General features: G+C 31.6%; 20 protein-coding genes. 8 read left to right on the top strand and 12 right to left on the bottom strand.

Annotated elements, in window-relative coordinates:
• The 7 genes from nifJ to KPL55_RS15090 all read right to left on the bottom strand — a co-directional run.
• A partial coding sequence (nifJ, locus tag KPL55_RS15060; protein ID WP_216307566.1) for a pyruvate:ferredoxin (flavodoxin) oxidoreductase occupies window positions 1-2412 on the bottom strand: 2412 nt, incomplete at its 3' end.
• A 75-nt stretch (window positions 2413-2487) separates the two neighbouring features.
• Window positions 2488-4011: an L-lactate permease gene (locus KPL55_RS15065; protein WP_216307567.1), complete on the bottom strand. Its 1524-nt coding sequence runs from the start codon at window positions 4009-4011 to the stop codon at window positions 2488-2490.
• A gap of 108 nt (window positions 4012-4119) precedes the next feature.
• Complete coding sequence (locus KPL55_RS15070) at window positions 4120-5517, bottom strand: FAD-binding oxidoreductase (protein ID WP_216307568.1); 1398 nt, start codon at window positions 5515-5517, stop codon at window positions 4120-4122.
• Between the two features lie 101 nt (window positions 5518-5618).
• Complete coding sequence (locus tag KPL55_RS15075; protein ID WP_216307569.1) at window positions 5619-6827, bottom strand: electron transfer flavoprotein subunit alpha/FixB family protein; 1209 nt, start codon at window positions 6825-6827, stop codon at window positions 5619-5621.
• Between the two features lie 52 nt (window positions 6828-6879).
• Entirely contained in the window at window positions 6880-7668 is a 789-nt protein-coding gene (locus KPL55_RS15080) for an electron transfer flavoprotein subunit beta/FixA family protein (RefSeq protein WP_216307570.1), read from the bottom strand.
• A gap of 205 nt (window positions 7669-7873) precedes the next feature.
• Entirely contained in the window at window positions 7874-8581 is a 708-nt protein-coding gene (locus KPL55_RS15085; protein WP_216307611.1) for a FadR/GntR family transcriptional regulator, read from the bottom strand.
• A gap of 371 nt (window positions 8582-8952) precedes the next feature.
• Window positions 8953-10665, bottom strand: coding sequence for a methyl-accepting chemotaxis protein (locus tag KPL55_RS15090; protein ID WP_216307571.1), 1713 nt, complete (start codon window positions 10663-10665; stop codon window positions 8953-8955).
• Between the two features lie 326 nt (window positions 10666-10991).
• Here KPL55_RS15090 and KPL55_RS15095 point away from each other — a divergent pair, with 326 nt between their 5' ends.
• Window positions 10992-11453, top strand: a complete 462-nt coding sequence (locus KPL55_RS15095; RefSeq protein WP_216307572.1) for a redoxin domain-containing protein — start codon at window positions 10992-10994, stop codon at window positions 11451-11453.
• An 85-nt stretch (window positions 11454-11538) separates the two neighbouring features.
• Here the strand turns inward: KPL55_RS15095 and KPL55_RS15100 are convergent, their stop codons facing one another.
• Genes KPL55_RS15100 through argB form a run of 3 tightly spaced genes read right to left on the bottom strand, consistent with a single transcriptional unit; the run spans window position 11539 to window position 14703 of the window.
• Window positions 11539-12654 (bottom strand): M20 family metallopeptidase, encoded by a 1116-nt coding sequence (locus tag KPL55_RS15100; RefSeq protein WP_216307573.1) that lies wholly within the window; start codon window positions 12652-12654, stop codon window positions 11539-11541.
• Between the two features lies 1 nt (window position 12655).
• Window positions 12656-13828 (bottom strand): aspartate aminotransferase family protein, encoded by a 1173-nt coding sequence (locus KPL55_RS15105; protein ID WP_216307574.1) that lies wholly within the window; start codon window positions 13826-13828, stop codon window positions 12656-12658.
• On the bottom strand, window positions 13828-14703 hold the full coding sequence (gene argB / locus KPL55_RS15110; RefSeq protein WP_216307575.1) for an acetylglutamate kinase: 876 nt from the start codon (window positions 14701-14703) through the stop codon (window positions 13828-13830). The genes KPL55_RS15105 and argB overlap by 1 nt, the downstream gene beginning before the upstream one ends.
• A gap of 188 nt (window positions 14704-14891) precedes the next feature.
• Between argB and argC the strand changes: the two genes are divergently transcribed.
• Together argC and KPL55_RS15120 are read left to right on the top strand one after the other, a co-directional pair.
• Window positions 14892-15932 carry an N-acetyl-gamma-glutamyl-phosphate reductase gene (gene argC / locus KPL55_RS15115; protein ID WP_216307576.1) on the top strand — a complete coding sequence of 347 codons (1041 nt, stop codon included), beginning with the start codon at window positions 14892-14894 and terminating at the stop codon, window positions 15930-15932.
• A gap of 105 nt (window positions 15933-16037) precedes the next feature.
• Entirely contained in the window at window positions 16038-16571 is a 534-nt protein-coding gene (locus KPL55_RS15120; RefSeq protein WP_216307577.1) for a GNAT family N-acetyltransferase, read from the top strand.
• Between the two features lie 62 nt (window positions 16572-16633).
• On the opposite strand, the gene KPL55_RS15125 is transcribed toward KPL55_RS15120, so the two are convergent.
• Together KPL55_RS15125 and KPL55_RS15130 are read right to left on the bottom strand one after the other, a co-directional pair.
• Window positions 16634-17047 (bottom strand): hypothetical protein, encoded by a 414-nt coding sequence (locus KPL55_RS15125; RefSeq protein ID WP_216307578.1) that lies wholly within the window; start codon window positions 17045-17047, stop codon window positions 16634-16636.
• A 48-nt stretch (window positions 17048-17095) separates the two neighbouring features.
• Window positions 17096-20059: a DEAD/DEAH box helicase gene (locus KPL55_RS15130; protein WP_216307579.1), complete on the bottom strand. Its 2964-nt coding sequence runs from the start codon at window positions 20057-20059 to the stop codon at window positions 17096-17098.
• Window positions 20060-20421: 362 nt separating this feature from the next.
• Between KPL55_RS15130 and KPL55_RS15135 the strand changes: the two genes are divergently transcribed.
• The 5 genes from KPL55_RS15135 to KPL55_RS15155 all read left to right on the top strand — a co-directional run bounded on the left by KPL55_RS15135 (window position 20422) and on the right by KPL55_RS15155 (window position 25731).
• Window positions 20422-21492 (top strand): resuscitation-promoting factor, encoded by a 1071-nt coding sequence (locus KPL55_RS15135; protein WP_216307580.1) that lies wholly within the window; start codon window positions 20422-20424, stop codon window positions 21490-21492.
• Window positions 21493-21651: 159 nt separating this feature from the next.
• A complete protein-coding gene (locus tag KPL55_RS15140; protein ID WP_216307581.1) occupies window positions 21652-22542 on the top strand; it encodes an ABC transporter ATP-binding protein in 891 nt (296 codons plus the stop codon).
• Window positions 22543-22544: 2 nt separating this feature from the next.
• A complete protein-coding gene (locus tag KPL55_RS15145) occupies window positions 22545-23807 on the top strand; it encodes an ABC transporter permease (RefSeq protein WP_216307582.1) in 1263 nt (420 codons plus the stop codon).
• 167 nt (window positions 23808-23974) lie between these two features.
• Complete coding sequence (locus tag KPL55_RS15150; protein ID WP_216307583.1) at window positions 23975-24985, top strand: 2-hydroxyacyl-CoA dehydratase family protein; 1011 nt, start codon at window positions 23975-23977, stop codon at window positions 24983-24985.
• The gene (locus tag KPL55_RS15155; protein ID WP_216307584.1) at window positions 24973-25731 is read left to right on the top strand and encodes an acyl-CoA dehydratase activase; all 759 of its coding nucleotides are present in this window, start codon (window positions 24973-24975) and stop codon (window positions 25729-25731) included. Before KPL55_RS15150 ends, KPL55_RS15155 begins: the two co-directional genes overlap by 13 nt.
• Window positions 25732-25747 lie beyond the last annotated feature (16 nt).

The raw sequence follows: 25747 nt of genomic DNA on the forward strand, positions 1-25747 counted from the left end.
CATTAATGGTTGTTCAAATTGACTTCCCTTAACAGTTGATGTTCCTAATGGATTTTCTTTCTTAGGTAAGTTTATGTTAAACTTCCAATTAGGTAATTTAGCTTCTTGTGATGCATATGGTTTCATAATTAAAGCTTTTTCCTTAGCTGGACATACTTCTGCGCAGTTACCACAGCCAGTACAATCTTCATTACTAATTCCTATAGCAAAATGCTTTCCTTCTAAACCCTTACCAATAGCTTTTTTGCTTTCATAAGTTGTTGGAGCGTTTTTAAGATCTTCATCATCTGTTAAGAAAGGTCTTATAACAGCATGTGGGCAAACATATGCACATTGATTACATTGTATACATTTGTCTATTTGCCATTCTGGTACATTAACAGCAATTCCTCTTTTTTCAAATGCAGCTGTTCCTGGTACTAAAGATCCATCTTCAATTCCTGCAAATGCACTAACTGGTAATGAGTCTCCTTCTTGTCTATTCATAACATCAGCTATGTTTTTAACAAAATCTGGTCTAGCTTCTGCTGTATCAGTTTCATCTTTAATTGTTTTCCAGCTTGCTGGAACAACAATTTTAACAATTGATTCAACGCCCTTATCAATTGCTGCGTTATTCATGTTAATAACTTTTTCACCTTTTTTACCATAAGAAGTTATAACAGCTTCTTTAAGGTACTTAACTGCATCTTCTACTGGTATAACGTCTGCAAGTTTAAAGAAAGCAGATTGCATAATCATGTTAACTCTTCCACCAAGACCTATTTCTCCAGCTATTCCAACTGCATCAATAGTGTTAAAGTTAATGTTGTGATTAGCAATATATCTCTTCATAGATGCTGGTAAATGTTCTTCAAGTTGTTCCATGTTCCATATACAATTTAATAAGAATGTTCCATTATCTTTAATTCCTTTAAGAACATCATATTTAGTTACATATGATTGATTACCACAGGCAACATAATTAGCTGAACTAATTAGGTATGGTGATTTAATAGCTTTTTTACCAAATCTTAAGTGAGAAACTGTTATTCCACCTGATTTTTTAGAATCATATGCAAAATAAGCTTGAGCATACATATCTGTGTGGTTTCCTATGATTTTAATTGCACTCTTGTTAGCTCCAACAGTACCATCTGATCCAAGTCCCCAGAATTTACATTCTTTAGTTCCTTCAGGAGTAGTTGTTATAGCATCTCCAATTGTAAGTGATAAATTAGTAACATCATCTACTATTCCTACAGTAAATCCATTTCTAGGTGTAGCTTCTTTTAATGCATCATATACAGCAACAATATGAGCCGGAGTAGTATCTTTTGAACCTAGTCCATATCTTCCGCCAACTATAACTGGTCTGTTTTCTTTTTCAAAATAAGCAGTTCTAACATCTTGATATAATGGTTCTCCAATAGATCCTGGTTCTTTTGTTCTGTCAAGTACTGTTATTTTTTTAACTGTAGATGGTATGCATTTAAAGAAATGTTCTAATGAGAATGGTCTGTAAAGATGAACTTTAAGTACTCCAACCTTTTCTCCCTTAGCATTTAAATAATCTATAGTTTCTTCAATTGTATCGCATACTGAACCCATTGCTATTATTATTCTATCAGCATCTGCTGCTCCATAATAATTAAATAAGTGATAATCAGTTCCGATTAATGAGTTTATTTTACCCATATATTTTTCAACTGTTTCAGGTAGTGCATCATAGAATTTGTTTGATGATTCTCTTCCTTGGAAATATATATCTGGATTTTGTGCTGTTCCACGTGTTACTGGATGTTCTGGATTCATAGCACTGTTTCTGAAAGATGTTAAAGCTTCTTGATTTACAAGAGATCCTAAAGTTTCATAATCCCATGCTTCAATTTTTTGTATTTCATGAGAAGTTCTAAATCCGTCAAAGAAACTTACGAACGGAATTTTTCCTTCAATAGCTGCTAAATGGGCAACTGGTGCAAGATCCATTACTTCTTGAACACTACCTTCTGCAAGTAATGCAAATCCAGTTTGTCTTGTTGCCATTACATCTTGATGATCTCCAAAAATATTAAGTGCATGAGTAGCAAGTGATCTAGCTGCTACATGTAGTACTCCTGGAAGTAGTTCTCCAGCTATTTTATACATATTTGGAATCATTAAAAGTAATCCTTGAGAAGATGTAAAAGTTGTAGTTAATGCTCCTGTTTGAAGTGATCCATGTACTGCGCCTGCAGCTCCTGCTTCTGATTGCATTTCCATAAGTTTAACTTTTTGACCAAATACATTTTTTGTTCCTTTAGCTGCTAGTTCATCACAATATTCTGCCATTGTTGATGATGGTGTTATAGGGTAAATTGCTGCCACATCGGTAAACGCATAAGCAACGTGTGCTGCAGCTGTATTACCGTCCATAGTTTTAGTTTTTCTCATTTAATAAGCCTTCTTTCGTCGATTTATTTGTAAAGTGAAATTTTAATTCACTAACATTTGTTTTTAAAATGATTTTTACATTGTAAAGAATCTCGCTCCAAAGTACGTAATTAAACCTAATATTACTACATATGCAAGGCAGAACTTTAAAGTTGCCTTTAATATTTTCCCCTCAGCTCCTACAAGTCCAGTAGCGGCCGTAGCAACTGCAATACTTTGTGGCGAAATCATTTTACCTGCAGTAGCCCCTCCTGTATTAGCTGCTGCTAACCAATAAGGACTCATATGTAAATTTTTCGCAACTTCAACTTGAAGCGGTCCAAACAATACATTTGCAGAGGTGTCACTCCCGGTAACAAAGGTACCAAGAGCTCCTATAATTGGAGCGAATAATGGATAAAACCCTCCTGTTGCTGCAACAAGCACCACTGCTATAGATGTTATCATTCCACTATAACTCATAACTTTTGCAAGAGAAACTATTGCAAGTATCGTAATTGCTGTTTTACTCATTTGCTTGCATGTATCAGTAAATACTTTTACTATTTCACCTGGTTTTGCTCCTTGAATAAGACCACCTATAAATGTTGCTATAATTATAAGTGTTCCAGGATTTGCAATCCAAGTAAATGTGCTAAGTTTAGCATGTGGTCCAGTATATATTTGAAGGGAAGTTTTTATAGCTGACAATGGTTTATTAATTGCAGGAACTAATGAACTTGTAATTAATATAAAGGTTAGAATTAAAATAAATGGTACCCATGCTATTAACCCTTGTTTTAGCGATATACTAACTTTATCTTTTGCTGCAGTTTTTTTATAGAATATCTTAGCTATTGTAACTGTTACAATAATACATATGAGTGAACCAATTAGTGCTGGGAGTTCAGCTCCAATATATTTTGCTATTAAAAGTTCGGGTAATGCAAAAGATAGCCCTGATGCAATGCAAATAAACACAACTCCTTTAATTGCCTTTACACTTTTCCCTGTTAGCATTACAAGTATTAAAGGCAAAATGGCTATTAATACAAATAGTTGAAGCCCAACTGCATAACTTAAAGTAACTGGGTCAATTGCTGCAACCTTTGCAAGTGTTGTTACCGGTAGCCCTATAGCTCCAAAAGCAGTTGGTGTTGTATTTGCAATAAGACATATTATTGCTGCAAATATTGGATCAAAGCCAAGTGCAGCTAAAATACTTGCAGGTATTGCAACTGCCGTACCAAATCCCGCAATTGCTTCAAGAAATCCACCAAATCCCCAAGCAACAATCAAAACTAAAATTCTCTTATCAGTTGTAATGCCTGTCATCATATCCTTTATTACATCCATACTCTTTGTGTGAATAGAAAGGTTGTATGTAAAAACTGCAGCAATTATTACAACAATTATTGGCCATATTGCCATTGCCGCACCTTCAAGAGTTGCTGTTAAGGCTTCACTAACTGGCATCTTCCAAACTATGATTGCAAGTACTATTGTAATTGCAAGTGTAATTGAACAGGTTTTATGTCCTGGCATTTTTAAAACACCCAGCGACACCATAAGCCATACAATTGGGATAAGTGCTATGAAAAATAATAAATAAATATTCATTTTTCATTACCTCCTTCATTTAGTAATGTAAGTTTCATTTCGAAACCGACTACATAAAAGTATTATATATCGCCAACATCTTAAATAATGTTGGCGATATAATTTAATTTATTGACAAACTTTTCCTGGATTTAATATATTTTTTGGATCAAATGCAAATTTTATATTTTTCATAAGCTCTACATATACAGGTCCAAGTTGTTCAAACATATATTCTTTTTTAGCAAATCCAATTCCATGTTCTCCAGATACTAATCCTTTTAGTTCTCTTGATTTGCTATACATTGCTTCAAATACTTCAGCAATCTTCTTGTCCCATACTTCATCTGTAAGATCATCTTTTAGCACATACACATGTAAATTACCATCACCTGCATGTCCAAAACTTCTTATTCTTATATCAAATTCCTTTTGTAGTTCATTAGTATACTTAATGAACTCAGCAACTTTGTTTCTAGGAACAACAACGTCACATTCGTCCATATATGTTGTTGTTGCTTTAACAGCTTCAAGGAACGCCCCTCTTGCAGACCAAACAGCTTCTTTTCTCTCATCCGTATCAGTTATAAATACATCAAGAGCACCTTGTTCAAGACAAATATTAGCTACACCTTCGTAAGCTTTTTCTATTTCTTCTATACTATTACCATCAAATGTTAATAAAAGGTATGCATCTGATGAGTTATCAGGGAATTTTTTTCCTAGGAACTCTTCAGCAGCAAGAATAACTTCTCTTTGCATAAATTCTATAGCTGTTGGTGCTGCTTTTGATTTAACTATTAGTGGAACTGTATTTATTGCTATATCAAGATTTGGGAAAGGTATTAAAAGTGATACAGCTTTCTTTGGTAATGGTAAAAGTCTTAATATTATTTTTGTGATTATTCCAAGTGTTCCTTCTGATCCACAAATTAAGTCTTTTATGCTGTATCCTGTAGAATTTTTAACTACTTTTCCTCCAACATTCAGTATTTCGCCACTTGGAAGCACTACTTCAAGTCCTCTGATATAATCTCTAGTAACACCGTACTTAACAGCTCTCATTCCACCAGCATTTGTATTGATGTTACCAGCAATTGTAGCAGATTTTTCACCTGGATCTGGCGGATAAAATAAATCATGCTCTTCCACGAATTTACTTATCTCCATTAAAAGCACTCCTGGTTCAAGAGTTAACATTAGATTTTCTTCATCAATTTCAATTATTTTATTCATTTTGCACATATTTATCATGATTCCACCGAAAATTGGAACTGATGCTCCAACAAGTCCTGTTCCTGAACCTCTTGCTACAACTGGAATCCTGTTATCATTTGCATACTTCATAATCTTTGATACTTCCTGCGTTGTTAGCACTTCAACTAACACGTCTGGCATTTTGCTTATTCCACCCATCTCATCATGGCTGAAATCATCATTTATTGCTTCTCCTGTAAATACCCTATCTTTACCTAATATTGACACTAAAAACTCTATATCATTTGCATCAAGCATTTTGTAACTCATAAAATTACCTCCTATTACTTATTTAGCATACTAACTAACTTTATAGTTTCATAATTATTTAATTATTACCTGCGAAGCTGTTCATCCTTTGTGATGTAATATTAACGAACACAATACTCTGCACCATAGTTTTTAATATTTTCAATTAATTGAGGAACTATTTCATAAATATCTCCTACTATTCCATAATGAGCTACATTAAATATAGATGCATTAACATCAGAATTTACTGCAAATATACGCTCTGAACTGTTCATCCCAGCAGTGAATTGAACTGCACCCGATATTCCAAGTGCTATTATTAGTTTTGGTTTAACTGTTCTACCTGACAAGCCTATTTGTTTTTTAGCATCAATCCAACCTGCTTCGATTGTTGGTCTAGTTCCAGCTATTTGAGCATCAAGAAGGTCTGCAAGTTCTTGAATCATCGACAAATCCTTTTCGGATTTTAAAGCTCTACCAACAGCTATAATTACTTCAGCATCTGAAATATTTTCTTCTACTTCTTTTTCTGTAACTTTTAATACTTCTATTGTTGAAGCAAGTTTTGCTATATCCATTTCACAAACCGTAATTTTTCCTTTTGCATCACATGATTTTTCAGGAGCATTCATAACTTTATATCTTACAGTTGACATCTGTGGTCTATTATTGGGACATATAATTTGTGCCATAATATTACCACCAAAAGCAGGTCTTATCTGCACTAAATCTGTGTTTTCTTTCATTTTAAGTATTGTACAATCAGCTGTAAGTCCTGTTCTAAACCTTGCTGCTACCCTTGGAGCTAGTGATCTACCAATAGTTGTAGCACCAACCAGTAATGATGATGGTTTTACCTTGTTAACAAAATCTTCAAAGGCAGCAGTATAAGGTTCTATTCTAAAATCTTTAAGCTCTTGGTAATCGTATACAAATACTTCATCGACTCCGTAATATAGTAATTCTTTAGCTTTTTCCTTTATATTATGACCAATGAATACACAATAAACCGGAAAATTTACAACCTTAGCAAGCTCTCTAGCTTTTCCTATAAGTTCCATTGTTACAGGATGAATAACTCCATCTACATGATCTACGTATACTCCAATACCCTTCCATAAACTCTTATCAACTTGTACAGTTTCCGTTTCAATAAATTCCATTACTCCTGCTGGACCTTTTTTAACACATATTTTACACATTTTACAGCCAGCATTAACTTCGATTTTTCCAGCAATGTATTCTATAGCGTTAAAAGGGCAAATCTTTATTAATTCTTGTGCATTTGATTCACTTACTTTTTCTTGGTTACAAATTAACTTACTCATTAGAACTCCACCCTTCGAATGTATTTTTAAACCTCATATAATTTTTAAACCTTTACACAAATTTTAATTCTTTAAGTTTTGTAGCTATTTTCAAACTAAGTTGTGCACCATTGCCTGTCCATGTTTCACGATCGTTATTAACATCAGGTGGGAATATTCGTTCAACCTGCGTTGGTGAGCCATTAAGTCCATATTTCTTTTCATCTTTATCTTCAAAATCATTTAGAGATATCATTTTTATTTCTCTATCTTTTGTTATTAATTTTTTTCTATAAGATGGTAGTCTTGGTTGATATATATCTTTTTCTACTGTTAAAAGGCAAGGATATTGAACTTCTGCTACTTCAATAGTATTTGCCATGTCCATTTCTATAATTATTGATTTTTCTTTTAATTTTATTATCTTTAAAACGTTTGCAATATGAGGTATGCCTAAATATTCAGCCATTTCAGGTCCAACTTGTGCTGTATCTCCATCAGTTGTCTGTTTTCCACATAATATAAGATCAAATTCGCCCATTTTTTTTACACCTTGAGAAAGTGTATATGATGTAGCAAGAACATCTGCACCGGCAAACTTTCTATCAGATACTAATGCACCTTCATCTGCACCCATCATAAATGCTTCGCGAATAACATCCTTTGCTTGTGGAGGTCCCATAGTTATAACTTTTATTAATCCACCTTGTTGTTCTTTAATTTTAAGTGCCGTTTCTAAAGCATATAAATCATAAGGATTCATTTTTGAATCTACTCCATCCCGCTTTAAAACACCTGTAACTGGATCTACTTCAACTTTCGAAGTTCCTGGAACTTGCTTTATACAAACTAAAATTTCCATATATTTTCCTCCTACATTTTTATAGAATCCTAAAAACTTATCATTGGCTAGATGGTCTGACCACCTTTTAAGTTATGATAACACACTATTAAAAACATTTCTACCATTGATAATAAATTAACATTAGTTATATTTTAATAATCAAAATTTAAAGGTGATAGCAATATTAAATATTACCATCACCCCTCATATAAAAAAACATTTTTTATAATCTATCTTGACTCTTATACTTATTTGCAAAATCTAGATGCACCCGCATTGCCTGCCTTGACTCTGCTGAACTGTGTTTTTCAATTGCTAGATATATTTCATTATGTTGTGAAAACAGTATTTTCTTATTTCCCTCGTGAACTATTATTAATTTTCTTGCATCAACAATAAAATGATCTACAAGCGTTGCAACAGTTTTAAGTATGTTATATATCAAAATATTTCCAGAACATTCTGCAATCTTATAATGAAACTCTTTGTCAATATCAGCAGTAATAGCCTCTTCTTCACCTTCAGACTTCATGAATCTCTCTGTAATTTCTCTTAATTCATTTAGTTGTACACTAGTTATATTCTTTGAAGCAAGGCCTGCAGCCTCAACCTCCATGATCTTTCTAAGTTCCCATATCTCTTCTTGATCACTTCCCTCTAACATAAACATAATCGATAATGGTTCAAATAAATTATCCTGAAAACTTGTTTTTATATAACTTCCTTCGCCTTGTCTACACTCTATAAGTCCGATAACCTCTAATGCTCTAAGCGCTTCGCGGATAGACGCTCTACTTACCTGTAATTGTTGCACTAAATTCCTCTCAGAAGGAAGTTTATCTCCTTTTTTAAGAGTACCTTTATCAATCATATTCTTAATTTGTTCTATTACTTGTTCGTAAACTTTTGTGCTCTTTATAGGAATAAACATTTCATTTACTCCTGGATATTGCTCTAAATTCTTTAAATTTAAATTGCTAATTTTATCCATTAAATGTTTCTCCTTTATTATATAAAATTTTATAAATTATGCCTATATATACTATACCATAATAATGACAACATCCTATTTAATTAAATTACTAAAGATACATTATTTAAACAATAAAATCTAAAAAACACAGAAATATTGATAATAATTTAACGATGTCAACGTTGCCATTTTAATATCAGAATAAGCTGATATCTGTATCATTATATAAAGTATCATGTATTTTTAAATTATGATAATGAAAAACCGACAAGACTCATATCATCTTGTCGGTTTCATTGTCTTCTTTTAAGTTCAAATTTGTGCTTACTTTACAGCGTAAATTTATGGACCATACCATTTAGTTTTTCTGCCAGTATTGCCTGACTCTGAGACGCCTTTGTTATTTCTCCCATTGCCATTACAGATTCACTAACACTTGCTAGTATTTCTTCAGTACTTGCAACTGACTGCTCAGCTGTAGCTGATACATTTTCAATTGCTTTTTGAATTTCTAATACAGTTTCATTTACTATATCCATTGAAGATCCAATGTTAGACGACAGATTATTAAACTCAGTGGCATCCTTTCCGTATTGCTTTCCTGTATCTACAAATGATTCATAATCTGGTTTAACTTTATCATCAATAAAACCTAATACATCCTGAGCATTGCTAGAAAGATTCTGGAATGCTTGTTCAACTTTAAGTGTTACTTCTTGGATTCTTTGAACAGTACTCGATGAATCTTCAGCTAATTTTCTAACTTCATCAGCTACAACAGCAAACCCTTTACCTTGTTCACCAGCTCTTGCAGCTTCAATAGCTGCATTAAGTGCAAGAAGATTAGTCTGACTTGCTATATTTCCAATTTCATCTGCCATCATCTTAACTTCACTAACAACCTTTCCATCCTCAATTGCTTTTAATATTTTTTCTTGTTTTTCTAAATACAATTTGTTCGTGGTATGAGCACTATTTTCAGCATTTTCTCTAATCTTTTCTGCTTTTGCTTCTATATCAATTGCAATCTTAGTTCCTTTATTAGCCCTTATCGTGACATCAGCTACATTTTGTGCAATATTTTCAGTAGTTGCATTTATCTCCTGCGTTGTTGCACTTAGCTGCTCTGCTCCTAAAGATACTTGTCTTACTGATTCATTCACAATATCCATTCTTGAGGATATTTCCTCTGTTGTTGCGGAAAGTTCTTCACTAGTAGCACTAATGTCAGTAGCACCTTCTGATATTTCTGTAATTAAGATTTTTATGTTTATTATAGATTTATTTAAGGCTTTTGCTAAAATTCCAATTTCACTCTTATTATCAATATCAACAGTTTTCGATAAATCATTTTCTCCAAGTGAAGTAGCGACTGCTACAACCTTTTTTATCTGTCTTGACATTGTAATTGAAATTATTAAGCCAAGCGCAACAGCCACGAATAATCCTATACCAATTAAAATTGTAATCTGAACATTTGCTTTATTATATGATAATTGACTATTATCATAACTAGTTTTCGCCATTGACTTAGTTAATGTTGCCTCTTTTTCTAAAACTGCAAACATATTCTCTCTAATCTTAGAAAGACCTGGAGAAAGTGTATTTGCTTTTCTGAAATCTCCAGCATCAACTTGTTTCAATAATTCACTTCTACTAGTACGGTAATCCCCAAGCAATTTTTCAAATTCTTCAAATTGCTTTCTATCTAGTTCAGTTGTAATTGTAGTCTTATATTCCACTATAAGTGCATTATTAATAGTCACTAGACGATCAATGTTTTCTTCGTTTTTCTTTATATCATTTTTATTAATAGGATCTAAAATTAATAATAAATCCCCTCTAATTTCTAATAAATTTGCTTTTATATTACTAATAGCATTCATACCTACCATATCAACATTATAAATACTTTCAAGGTTTTTATCAATATTATTCATATTATACATTCCAACAAACCCAACAAAACCCATAAACAATGCAATTATAATAAAAGCTGACAATAGTTTTTGAATCATTTTTAAATTATTAAACCACTTCATTAACCTTCACTCCCCCTGTTAAATATTTTCTTTTGATTTTTACTCACTTATGCTAGGTTAAAATTTAACTAGCTCACTAGTATATACTCGTTACTTTTATGTGTAACTTTAACAGAATTTAATAATATAAAGGAATTATTATATATTGTACCCCATTATTTTATTTTACGGAGTTAAATTATATTTTTTTGTAAAAAAACACTAATTTTTATTATATTATGTTGAGGATTGTCTGTTCTTTTACTTTAAACATAAATAATAATATGTTGCACATAATAAATAATACTATATATAAATCTCAAAATAGAAATATAGGAGGCGACCATATGAAGTTAATTGAAGTTGGAGAACCCGCACCCGATTTTTCATTAAAAGGTGACGATTACCAAAATGTTTGTTTATCAGATTTTAAAGGCAAAAGGGTTCTGCTTTCTTGGCATCCTCTTGCATGGACACCTGTATGCACAGACCAAATGAGAGCCCTTGATAATAATTGGGGGAAATTCCAATCACTAAACACAATTCCACTTGGTTTTAGTGTTGACCCCGCTCCATGCAAAAAAGCATGGTCTGCTGCGCTACTTCTGGAAAACTTAATATTGCCTTCCGATTTTTGGCCTCATGGAAAAGTTGCACAGGACTATGGAATTTTCATTGAAGATAAAGGAATATCTGAGCGTGCTAATATAATAATTAATGAAAATGGAATTGTAGCTTGGGTTAAAGTCTATCCGAAGGCTCAGTTACCAGACTTAGAAGAGGTTTTTCAAGTCTTATCCAACATGTAGTATCACATATATTAAAATCCACTCCAAACTACATTAATTAAAACCAAAGGCTCACACTATATATCGCGTGAGCCTTTGGTTTTAATTAGTACTCTAAAGAGAGTATAAAATTTGTTATTATATAAATCCCATTTAAAATAGCATCTTCACTTGCATCAAAATTTTCAGAATGAAGACCATTAATTCCTTTATTCATGTCAGCAATTCCAAGTCTAAAATGTACAGATGGAACGTGCTGTGCAAAAAACGCAAAATCATCTGCCGCAAATGTTTTTTCTAGTGGCAAAACATTACTATCACCAATGAGCTTTCGAGTAGCCAAAATAAATTTATTAGTGAATAATTCGTCCGATATCAAAGGTGGATACTGAAAATCATAATCCAGTTCAACCCTGCATCCATATTTCTCTGCACATAATCGAGAATTTATTAATATATCTTCATATAATTTATTACGAAGTTCATTATTAAAAGTTCTAACAGTACCTAACACCTCACATTCCGTGGCTATTACATTGTTTGCTTTTCCACATTGAATAGAGGCAAATGTGATTACATGTGAATCCAAGGGGTTATTATCTATTATTGATTTTGTATTCATGCTCTGAATAAATTCCATCGCAGGGTACATTGGATTTTTACATAGATGAGGCGATGCAGCATGACCACCCTTACCTATAAATTTCACATTAAAATCATCTACGGAAGCCATAGATGCGCCACTGGCAACCCCTATTGTACCAACTGCTACGGTTGGCCACACATGAAAACCTATCATATAATTAACGTTAGGATTTAATAATACACCCTCTTCTATCATTGGTTTTGCACCACCGGTAGTTTCCTCTCCAGGCTGAAAAATAAATTTGACCGCTTTATCGAAACCTATTTTTTTAAGTATTAGTGCAACCCCTAATGCTATAGCCATATGATAATCATGACCACAAACATGTGAAACACCATTTACTGGTAAGGCATCCATGTCAGCTCTAAGCGCTATACAAGACTCTCCATCGTTTAAAGTGGCAACCACTCCAGTTCCAACTACTCTTTTTGAATCTATCTCTATATCTTTTAAAAAATTCTCGATAATGTCTTGAGTTTTATACTCATTAAAAGATAATTCAGCACAATTGTTTAATTTTAATCTTAAATATTTTATAATATCAATATTTTTTTCTATAATTCCCCTAATGTCCATTTTAAACTTTAGTTTCAGATATTGCTATCTCAAGTATATCTAAAGCCCCATCGATATCAGTCTTTGAAACATTAAGTGGAGGAAGTAACCTTACCACATTATCTCCTGCTGCAATAACAAGCAGTCTTTTGTCAAAACATAATTTACAAAATATCTTTGTGTCTGCTATTAATTTTATTCCAATTAATAGACCCATACCTTTTATTTCATCTATTACACCATATTTTTCTTTGATCTTAAGTAATCTTTCCTTTATATGCAAACTTTTTTCTTCTATCCCAGCTATCACTCCGTTATCCACGAGCTCTGTCAAAACAGCAACACCAACAGCAGACCCAAGTGGATTACCACCAAATGTGCTACCATGATCACCAGGTACAAAAGCAGTTGAAGCTTTAACATTTGTAATAGTAGCACCTATTGGGAATCCACCACCTAAACCCTTAGCTATACAAATTACATCTGGAATCACTGAAAATTTCTTATATGCAAAGAGGCTTCCAAGTCTCCCCATACCACATTGAACTTCATCGAAAATTAATAAGGCATCATATTTATCACATAGACTTCTTGCCTTTTCTAAAAATTCTGCATTCGCTATATTTATTCCGCCTTCTCCTTGAATTGGTTCTATAATTATACCGCAAACACTCTCATCAAAATTCTTTTCCAAATCGTTTATGTCATTGAAATTTACTTTGCGTACTCCGTCTATTAATGGTCGAAAATCCTTTTGATATTTCTCCTGACCAGTAACTGAAAGTGCACCTATCGATCTTCCATGAAACGAATTATCCATATAAATGAATACATTTTTATTTTCAACATTTTTTAATGTTCCATATTTTCTTGCTATCTTGAGTGCTGTTTCCACAGATTCAGTACCACTATTGCAAAAGAATACTTTATTATGATCACAATTATCTACTAATTTTTGTGCAAGAACTGTATGAGTAGTATTCCAATAATAATTAGACGAATGGATTAGTTTACTACTTTGAGTATTTATTGCATTAATTATAGCAGGGTGGCTATGTCCAAGGCAATTTACTGCAACTCCTGATACAAAATCCACATATTCATTTCCATCTGTGTCATAAATCTTACATCCAAGTCCTTTTTCAAAAGTAACATCGTATCTTCCGTAGGTGTTCATTACACAATTTTCTATCATTAATTAGCCCCTTTCGCTGTTATAATTCTAGTTCCACAATTTTTTATTATATTTAATAACAAACTGTGTTTTTCTCGTCCATCGACTAGGTGAACATTTTTAGTACCTTTATTAATTGCCGCAACACAACATTCAAGTTTTGGAATCATACCACCATAAACAATTCCTTGATTTATATATTCCTTAGTTTCCTCAACGGTGATTGATGACAAAAGCGTTGATGGATCAGTTATATCCGTATATACCCCATCTATATCTGTCATAATTAATAATTTCTCAGCTTTTAGAACACCACTTATGGCTGCTGCAGCATAATCCGCATTTATATTGTAACTATTTCCTTCCTTATCTGACCCTACTGGAGAAATAACAGGAATATATCCACTGCAAAGCATGTTTAATAATAGATTTTTATTAATACTAACGACCTCTCCTACAAAACCTATATCAATCTTTTTAGTATCATCATAAACGAATTTCTTTTTAGCTTGTATAAGATTACTATCTTTACCACTTATACCTATGGCATTTAATCCTCTTATACTTAATATTGAAGATAGTCTTTTGTTTACATTCCCCGATAATACCATTTCTACAATTTCCATTGTTTCTTTGTTTGTAACCCTTAATCCTTTTATGAATTTATTTTCACCACCAGTTTTATTTACCCACGTATTTATTAAAGGACCTCCACCATGCACTATAACCACTTTAATTCCCGCTGTTGTCATAAGTGCTATATCTTCAACAAATGCTTGTTTAGCAGCATCATTACTCATTATGCTTCCACCATACTTTATAACAAAGGTTTTACCCTTAAATTTATTAATTTGTGTAAAGTCTTTTATATTTGAGTTACTATTTTTTATATTCATTGTAGCCTCCAGCCATAATATTTATTTTCCGGTAATTTTTATTAATTGTACAACTATCTGATTAAAAACACAACCTTTTGAATAATTATACATCATCGTGAATAATTATTCAATCTTATATTGATTTTTTTTTTATTTTATTGTATAATACTTTTTATTAATAAAATTTAAAGGCAAGGTGATACGATATGATAAAAGCGGGTATAATAGGTTCCACTGGCTATGCTGGTCAGCAGCTAGCGTGGTTTTTATACAAGCATCCAAATGTTAATGTAGAATTTTATGCTTCACATAATTATGCAGATATTGCGTATAATGATATTTATAACAACTACTATAGTTATATAGAAGATAAATGTGTAAATATGGAAACTGCTATTAGTAAACTTTCAGAAATTGATGTTCTATTCATTGCGATGCCTCATGGCAAATCATTTAAAATAACTGAAAAGGCTTTATCACTAGGAGTGAAAGTAATAGATTTAGGCGCAGACTTTAGGCTTAAATCCAAAGAAGAATATCAGCAGTGGTATGGACTTAAACACGAAAGTGTAAATCTTCTATCTAAAGCTGTTTATGGTCTTACTGAACTAAATAGAGAGGCTATAAAGAAGTGTAACTTGTTAGCTAACCCAGGTTGTTATCCAACTGCAACTATTTTAGCACTTACTCCACTACTTAAAAACAACCTAATAGATATAACTTCAATAATAGTTGATGCTAAATCTGGTGTATCTGGAGCTGGTAGATCTGCAAATATTGGATCACTTTTTACGGAATGTAACGAGTCAATCAAAGCTTATGCAGTTTCGAGTCATAGACATACGCCTGAAATTGAACAAGAACTTAGCAACGCTTCAAGCTTAGGTGACGTAAAAATCTGTTTTACTCCTCATTTAGTACCAATGAATCGTGGAATTTTGTCTACCTGTTACTCTTCTCTTAAGAAAGAGATAACAGCTGAGGAGCTTATATCTTTATATAAAGATTTCTACAAGGATGATTATTTTGTAAAAATCCTTGATGGGTTACCTGAAACTAGATGGGTAAAAGGCTCTAACTTATGCCATATTGGAATTAAAGTTGATACACGTACAAATAGAGTAATTGTAATATCTGCTATTGATAATTTAATAAAAGGAGCTGCAGGTCAAGCAGTTCAAAACATGAATATTATGTTTGGATTAGACGAAACTACAAGTCTAGATATAATCGCCATGGCACCATAACATTTATAAATTTTTTAACAATTCCTTAACAAAATATATGTTGATTTTTCGATCAATAATATATATAATAACTCACATAAATAATATGAAATTGGGGGTAGATAAATGGACAAAATGTTCTTTGAAGTTAGAAGAGCTGTCACTAGTGACATTGAAGAAATAAGAATACTTGCAAAACAATCTTTTGAGATGTATGCCGAAAACGCAGGAATTACGCAGTTGGTTGCACCTTTTGATGAAACATATGATGATGTATTAAAGGCTATAGAAACTACTAGCGTTTTTGTAGCTCTATCTAATGAAGAGGTTATTGGAAGTGTACGAATTGAAATCAAACCAGATAATACCGCTTATCTTAGTAGATTTGGTGTTTCATCAGAGCATCAAAATAATGGTATTGGTAAAATATTAATGAATGCAGTTGATATCTCCATGATGGAACTAGGTGTTACTAACTTATATCTTCATACCGCATCAAGAATGTTTTCACTTATAAGGTTTTATTATGGAAGATGCTTTTATATAGAATCAACAAATAATGATCGTGGATATATTAGAGCACTACTTTGCAAGGAATATGAATCAGAAGTAGCCCAAAGATCAGAAAATAATATTCACTGTGGCCGCTTCGTAGTTTAAGGGATACTATATGATATAGTATCCCTTTTCCCTTTGCTAACATAATCTTATTAGATTTTTATTTATTCTACTTGAGTTATAAGTTTCCTCATAATATCCCGTAATTTTAAATCTGTAGTATCCTCTGTTGCAATAATTATAATAAGCTTTATAGCATTATCTGATTTATCCCATTTATAAGCTTTTATATCCATAATTGCACCGTCTGGTACGTACTGTTCGATGTCCATTGCAATTTCTTCTGCAAGAGATAAGTATTCATCAAATAATTCATCCTCTGTTAATTCGCTTATTCCACAATCATCTTCCATTAAATCATTTAAAGTATTTATTTCTACACTTAAATTAAAAGCTAATATATCCTCTCTCTTTGAACCTTTACTCATATCTTTAACTACTTTGAATTCAGTATTTTTATCAATTATGTCTTTAATGTCCTTACTATCCACCATTTCACTATTAAATTCTACATTCATATTTACATCTCCTTTAGATATCGCTTGCCTCTTGACCGCTATATCATTCTAAAAACTAAAAATCTCTATAAGTTCTTCCTTTGTAAGTTTACCTAAAGCATCACTACTCATAAGTTCCCCTGTAATTATGCTATTTATTAAATGTTTTTTATTTTCTTGAAGTAAAATTATTTTTTCTTCTATAGTTCCCTTAGCAACTAGTTTAATTACCTCTACTACGTTTCTTTGACCAATCCTATGAGCCCTATCTGTTGCTTGATCCTCTACTGCTGGATTCCACCATGGATCAAAATGAATAACTAAATTTGCTGATGTTAAATTAAGTCCTGTACCACCAGCCTTTAGCGATATTAAAAATACTTTTGACTCTGACCCATTATTGAATTCATTTACTAATTCAACTCTATCCTTAGGTTTTGTTTTTCCATCTAAATAAAAGTATGATATTCCTTTGCCTTTTAAATCCTTACCTATGTTCTTAAGAACTGACGTAAATTGAGAAAATAATAACACCTTACCCCCATTCTCAATATGGTTTTGTATAAGTTCAGTCGCAATTTTCAGCTTTCCACTTCCACCTTTGTATTCCTCCATTACAAGTGAAGGATCTAAACAAATTTGCCTTAGCTTTGTTAAATAAGAAAAAATCTCTATTTTGCCATCACTTTTATTTTTCAATTCTTCTCTGACAATTTTAATATAAGATTTATATACAAATTTTTGAACTGGTGTCATCTCAACTAAAAATTTCTTTTCTATTTTATCTGGCAATTCTTTAAGCACTTCTTTTTTGGTTCTTCTTAATAAGAAGGGTTTAATTAGTAATTTAAGTTCTTTCAAATTATTTTCGCTATTTATGACAAATTTCGATTCGAAGGTCTCTCTTGTATATAAATAGCCAGGAATTATAAAATCAAAGATGGACCAAATTTCAGTTAGATTATTTTCAATAGGAGTTCCCGTTAAAGCGAATCTTACCTTTGCTTTAACTTCTTTAATTACCTTTGTATTTAGTGCTAAATAATTTTTTATATTCTGCGCTTCATCTATAATACAAAAATCAAAAATAATATCTTCATATAACTCTATATCCATCCTTAAAGTTCCATATGTCGTTAGTATTATATCATATTCCTTTAAGTTATGAACTAAATTAAGCCTTTCAGTTTTTTTTCCATGCACAACAGCAACCTTTAGACTAGGACCAAATCTTTCTAATTCTGCCTTCCAATTATAAACAAGTGAAGTTGGGCAAATTATAATAGATTTTTTATTCTTTTCAGATAAGAGAAAAGCTATAGTTTGAATAGTTTTACCAAGACCCATTTCATCAGCTAGTATTCCACCAAACCCTAACTCATTTAAAGTTTTAAGCCACTTAAATCCATTGATTTGGTATTCCCTTAGTGTAGCATTTAAGTTCACGGGTATGTTTAAAACCATATTGCTTATATTAGATAAGGTGTTTTCTATATCTGTTAGAATCTCAGAACCTTTAATAAATTGTAATCTTTTACTTTTTATTTTTTCATTAAAATATAATGCCTTATTCTTTTCTATATGTAAAATTCCAGATTCTTGCTTATCATTTATATTTAATGCTTCTATCAATCCAAGAAAATTTCTAAGATCCACATCTTTAAAATCTAAGAAATTATTATTTTTAGTTTTATAAAACCTATTATTTTGCTTAAAATTTGATATTACACTATTTAATTCAGTATTTTCAATGTCTTGTATCCCATAAGAAAAATCATAGTATCCATCTCTTTCTACAATTTCTGCTTCAATGGCAGTATAATCAAATATCTTTCTGCCTCTAAACCCTTTTCCAAATGTAACATTTCCAAGCGAGTGTAGATTGTCCTCACTTTTACTTAAAATAGAGAATAATTCATCATCTCCACCTATAAATAATAATCTTTCATCCCTTTTTATAAATCTATATTTCTCCATTTCCATAAGTATTTTTTCTTCCCTTTTGTAGTCTCGGGATATACTGTCTTTGCTTTTATCTTTCGTTAATATGTTTATTTTTTTATAACCATACTTCACTTTTATATCACAATATATATTATTGTAAGCCTCGTAGATTTCAAATTCAGGTTTCATATAATTTGATGCAAACAACATTATCTCTTCACTTATGCTAATATCCTTTGAAATACTAGTTAAGAATGGTATAAGTTTGTTATAGTTTTCTATGCTCTTTTGATATAAAATTTCGCCATTATTTTTCAACTTTTCACATATAAGAGTGTATTTTTGAATCTGACTTATTGACGGTAAATAAAGCTTCCAATTAAATAGATATACATCATTATTATCGTTTAGTGATATTGGAAACTGCTTATGTGTTGTTAAAACAAAATATTCATTTCTGGTTTTCAAAGTAAATTTAATTGGTAAGTCCTTTAGAATAATTGAAGCTTCGAACTCAAAAGTATCATAACTGAACTTAATTTTTTTATAATCGATCTTAGTTAGAAAAGCTCTTAGTTCTCCTGGATTGATTTTTGTTTTTTCAATTCCTACGCCACGTAGCACTTCATAATAAGTTGGAACTTTTGAAACTTTCCGAGCAATCTTTATGACACTATTAACTTCATGCTTATTTAAATTATTAGCTTTAATGTTCTCTGGTTTTGAACTCTGCGTTGACTTCTTTTCTACCCCTCCATTATCCTTTGAAGCCCTATAAAAAAAACTATATGCTGTAGCAGTTAAATGACTACACATAAATAAATAACCTTCCTTTGAAGCATCTTTAAAATCATCACAGGAACAGTTTAACCCTTCTAGTTTTTTCTTTAAAAGATCTATTTTAATGTGGGTACTAAAGTCTTTTAATTTATTATTATCTTTTATGAGTCCATAAATATGATATGTGTTATCTATATTTTTGCCTTTAATTTTAAACACTAATCCACTATTAAATTTCTTTTCACCTTCACTTCTCATAATATTCGAAGATGATTTAAATACTATATTTTTTAACTCTTTTAAATTCAAATCTAACCTCCAAATTATTATTTCAATTATTAAAATCTAATTTAAATCATGTTAATAATGTATTCCCTATAATAATTATAACATGCATCTAAAGTTAATATATAGCAAAAAAATTGCATCTTACAATAAATCATGCTATAGTATACTTATAATAAAATGTCAATCCATAAATTGGTATTGATATACATTTATCCCCTACTTCTCAAACAGCTATTGAGAGCATTCTTACATTAGATATTAAGAATACCGACTTTGGGCATCCGACATATGTAATATGGCACCTTCAAAAGAATAGACTAGATTAACATCATCTATTTTTTTGAAGGTGCATAGACTGAAATTTCAAATAGGAGATGATCATTATGGTAAAATTTATAACGGATAACCGAAGAAAAATCGTGGCAGGACTCGTGGCAGTGACAACGATTACAGGCTTAACTGTTTTTATGAGTTTCATAAAAAAGGATATTACAGTAGTTGTAGATGGTAACCCCACTAAACTAGTAACTTATCAGAAAACCTTTGGCAGTGCATTAAAAAAATCCAATATAAATATAGACTTAAAAGATACAGTAAATAAATCTTTAAATTCAAAAATAGATAACAACGATATTATAACTATAAACCGCGCTGTAAATCTTAAAGTCTTTGTAGACAACAAGGAACTTAATGTAAAATCTTCTAAAAAAGATATATCTTTATTGCTTGCCTCACAAAATATATCAATAAATACCTTTGATAAGGTTTCACCATCAATAAACAGCAAATTATCTAGTGGCATGTCCATTACAATAACTAGAGTTAAAAAAGAAACAATTAATCAATCAAAACCTGTAGATTTTAAAACAGTTATTAAGAAAGATTCAAAAATATTAAAATCTAAAACCAATGTTTCTCAAAATGGAATAAAGGGTGAAAAAACTATTACTACTGATATTACCTACGAGAATGGAAAAGAAGTAAATAGAAAAGTTGTTAAAGAGACATTAGTTAAAGAGCCTAAGAATAAAATTATAGTTCAAGGCACTATGCCAGCTGTAACCTTATCAAGAGGAGGCACTACAAAAGCAGTTAATGTAAAGTTAACTTCAAAAGCTTCCCCAAACAGAGGTACAATAACAGCCGCTCCAAATTCTTCTGGTAAAACTCTTTATGTAAAAGCAACCGCTTATTATGCATTCAATGGTCCAAACAATACCTACACAGCATCTGGAGCAAGAGCAGTACGGAATCCAAGTGGTTTTAGTACAATTGCTGTAGACCCATCTGTAATTCCTCTTGGAACAAGATTATATGTTGAAGGTTATGGTAATGCTATCGCAGCTGATAAAGGTTCTAGTGTAAAAGGAAATTATATAGATTGCTTTTTTGATACAAAGCAAGAAGCTATTAGCTTTGGTGTTAGACGCCTAAAGGTGCAAATTCTAAATTAAGTTAATTAAATTGTATATGATTAAATATAATATTAATAAACTGGGAACTGCTACAGAGATTATTTCTGTAGTAGTTCCTATTTCTTTACATGTATAATTTTGAATATATTTGATAATTATGTTATCCTAATAGTAAATTGAATCTAAGGGGGTAATAATGTGTCATTAACTGTATCATCCGTAATAAAAAAATATGGTAAAAAAACCGTTGTAGACAACCTTTCCTTTAAAATCGAAACGCCAGGTGTATTCGGTTTACTTGGGACAAATGGAGCAGGAAAAACCACCACGATAAGAATGATCCTAGGAATTCTCGAAAAAAATGCTGGAACTATTTCGTGGAATGGTCAACCTGTTACAAGAGAAAGTGTAAAATTCGGTTATTTACCTGAAGAGAGAGGATTATATCCTAAATCTAAGATAGTCGATCAATTATCATATTTTGGAAAGCTGCGAGGTATGGACGGTAAGTCAGTAAAAAAAGTCATAAACTACTGGGTTGATCGGCTAAAGGTATCTGAATACTTAAACTCTACAGCAGAACAATTGTCTAAAGGTAATCAGCAAAAAATACAATTAATAACAGCACTTATACACGACCCTGAATTAATAGTTATGGATGAACCCCTAAGTGGACTCGATCCAGTTAATGCTGATTTATTCAAAAGTGTTATTTATGAATTAATAGAAAAGGAGAAATTTATTATAATGTCTAGTCATCACATGCAATCAATTGAAGACTATTGTCAAGATCTCGTAATATTAAAAAACGGAGAAACTGTTTTAAACGGTAATTTAAAGGAGATAAAAGCTAGTTATGGAAGAACAAATCTTACTGTGAACACTCAAGATGATATTGATGTACTTATAAAAGAGCATGACATAAAACTTATATCAAAAAATGCTACTGGTTACGAGCTTAAAATTAAATCTGATCAACAAGCATACAGACTTCTTGAAAAGATTATAGCTTTAAAAATAAGACTAGATAAATTTGAAATTCGTGAACCAACTCTCCATGAAATATTTATTGAAAAGGTAGGTGAATAAAAATGAAAGGATTTTTCACTGTTTTAGCATATACATTTAAAGAAAATTCCAGAAAGAAATCGTTTATTATTTCAACTATAATTACACTTATTTTAACCATTGCCCTTGTTAGCATGCCGGCAATAATAAAAAGCTTTGATAAAGCCGATACAAATAAATCGGAGCAAGGGTCTAAATCAGGCGAAAATAAGGGCCTTATTTTTGTAATCGATTCAAAAAATATTTTAGATGGAAATATAAATAAACTTAGTTCAGCTTTTAAAGAATACAAATTCAAGTCAGAAACTGATGTCAATATAGTTAACCTAAAAAACAAAGTAAAAAACGAAAAAAATAATACCCTTATAATTCTAGATGAGAAAAATGGAGTGCCTACCTTTAATTATATAGTTAAACAGGCTGGTGACGGGCTAGATCCTTCTGAAGTAAGCCGAGTTATCAAAAGCAACTTTGTAACCGATTTATTAACGGAATCTAATGTACCAGATAATATATCGAAAATGGTGTTAAGTGATATATCCTTTAACACTCAAGAACTAGGAAAAGGAAAAGCTATTGGCTATATATCAAGTATGATTATAAGTATATTACTTTTCTTTTCGATTTATTATTATGGTTATGGGGTAGCTATGTCTGTAGCTTCTGAGAAAACCTCAAGAGTAATGGAACTTCTTGTAACATCAACAAAACCATCAATAATAATTCTTGGGAAAAGTGCTGCTATGGGTCTACTTGGACTAATTCAACTAGTCATGGTAGTATGCACAGCTCTACTAACATTTAAATTAACTTTCCCTGAAAATTTTAAAATAGCCGGTCAAGTGCTTGATTTTTCTAATTTCACCCCCTTTAGCATTGTAATGATTGCACTATACTTTATATTAGGTTATTCCCTGTATGCTATGATGAATGCCGTTGCTGGTGCTACTGTTAGTAAGGCCGAAGATGTTAATTCAGCTCTTATGCCTATATCTATGATATCTATGGTGGCATTCTATATGGGATACTTTTCACTTACAGTACCAAATGCGACTGTAGCCATAGTATCATCTATCATCCCATTTTCAGCACCTTTTTCCATGCCTTCTAGAATTTTAGCTACAGATGTTCCTGCTTGGCAGATTGTTGCTTCTGTCTTCTCTTTATTAATAACAATAACATCCATAGCTTGGATATCCATAAAAATATACTCTGCTGCTATCCTTCATTATGGCAGCCGTCTAAAAATGAAGGATTTACTAAAAATGTCACATAAAAATAAATAATATAATAGTTAATATACCATTTTAATATTTGACATATCAAGTACCATATAGTAAACTTTATGAATATAAAACTTAAATAAGACAGTTCTAAACCATCCTGTCTATAAACAAAACTAGGACGTTAAGGGCGTTTTACGCCCTTTTTTATTTTTTTAGGAGGACTTACAATGTCAAAAATCGGATTAACAACTACTGTGCCAGTAGAGGTTCTCATTGCTGCAGGTTATACCCCTGTAGATTTAAATAATATTTTTATAACCTCAAGTGACTATCTGAAATATATTGATATTGCAGAAAGAGACGGTTTTCCAAGAAGCTTATGCACTTGGATAAAAGGAATTTACGGAGCATGTTTGCAAAACGGAATTAAAGAAATAGTTGGAGTAGTTGAAGGTGAATGTTCTAATACAAAAGTTCTCATTGAAGTACTTGAACTCAGAGGAATAAAAGTTTATCCATTTTCTTTTCCGCACTCCCATAAATCCCAGGATGTAGAACACGAAATCAATAAGTTTATGAATGTTTTTAATGTAACACACGAAGAAGTTGAAATAGTTAGAAAAAATTTAAATAAAACCCGTGCACTGACTAAAGAAATTGATGAATTAACCTATATACATAATAAAGCTACAGGCTTTGAAAATCATTTATATCAAGTAAGTTCCAGTGATTTTAATGGAGATTTAGCTGCCTTTGAAGTTGACCTTGAAAAAGTTATTAAAGACATAAAAAATAGAGAACCGATAAATAGAAAACTTAGACTTGGATATATAGGTGTACCTCCTATGACATGCGACATATATGAATTCGTTGAAAATCTTAATGCAAATTTTGTATACAATGAAGTTCAAAGAGAATTTGCTTTTCCAAGAGCTGATAAAGCTCTAAACATTTATCAGCAATATTATGACTACACTTATCCTTATGATACTGCATTTAGAATTAAAGAATTAAAAAAACAAATTAAAGAGCGAAAACTCGATGGTATAATTCATTACACTCAAGCATTTTGTTATAGGGCCGTGGCTGACATTGTTTTAAAAGAAAAACTTGATATCCCAATATTAAATATTGAAGGTGACAAATTGAATATTTTAGATGCAAGAACAAAACTTAGGTTAGAGGCCTATCTCGATATGTTATTAGACTTAAAGGAGGCCAAAACATGCGAGTCTTAGGTATTGACCTTGGAAGTCGTGAAGTTAAAATAGTTTTAATGGAAGATAATAAAATAATACAAAAAAAGAAAGTGAGTACCATGAGCTTTTACAGGAATTACTGTAACTATGATGGTAAGATAGTCGTTGATTTAGACAAACTTGATATTAATCAAGTTGATAAAGCTGTGTCTACAGGATATGGTAAAAACAACACTGATTTATCACTTTTTTCTCCAATAAACGAGATAAAAGCTCATGTGTATGGAGGCTTTTATCAAACAGATTTAAAAGATTTCATACTTTTAGATGTAGGCGGTCAAGATGTTAAGGTTGTTAAAGTGGAAAAAGGAATCACAACAGACCTAGAACTTAATGAGAAATGCGCTGCTTCATGTGGTAGATATTTAGAGAATATGGCAAATGTGCTTGAAGTATCCCTTGATGATATGAGCAGACATCATGAAAACCCTATTGAACTTAACTCAACCTGCGCAGTTTTTTCTGAGTCGGAGCTAATTGGTAAAATTGCTGAAGGAGTAAGTATAGAAAGCTTATGTGCTAGTGTTAACTACTCTCTATACAAAAGACTTCAACCACTACTGTGCAAATTCAAAGGTAAAAAATTAGTTTTAACTGGTGGAGTTGCTAACAATTACGCAATAAAATATTTTCTTGAAAAAGATTATGATGAAATAGTTGCAATAAAGGAGCCACAATTCAATGGTGCCATTGGTTGTTGTTATTACGGCAGTACGTTTTTATAAGTCTTCCTTCTTTATA

Origin of the sequence: Clostridium lacusfryxellense (assembly GCF_018861735.1) — a bacterium.
Taxonomy (GTDB): domain Bacteria; phylum Bacillota; class Clostridia; order Clostridiales; family Clostridiaceae; genus Clostridium_AD; species Clostridium_AD lacusfryxellense.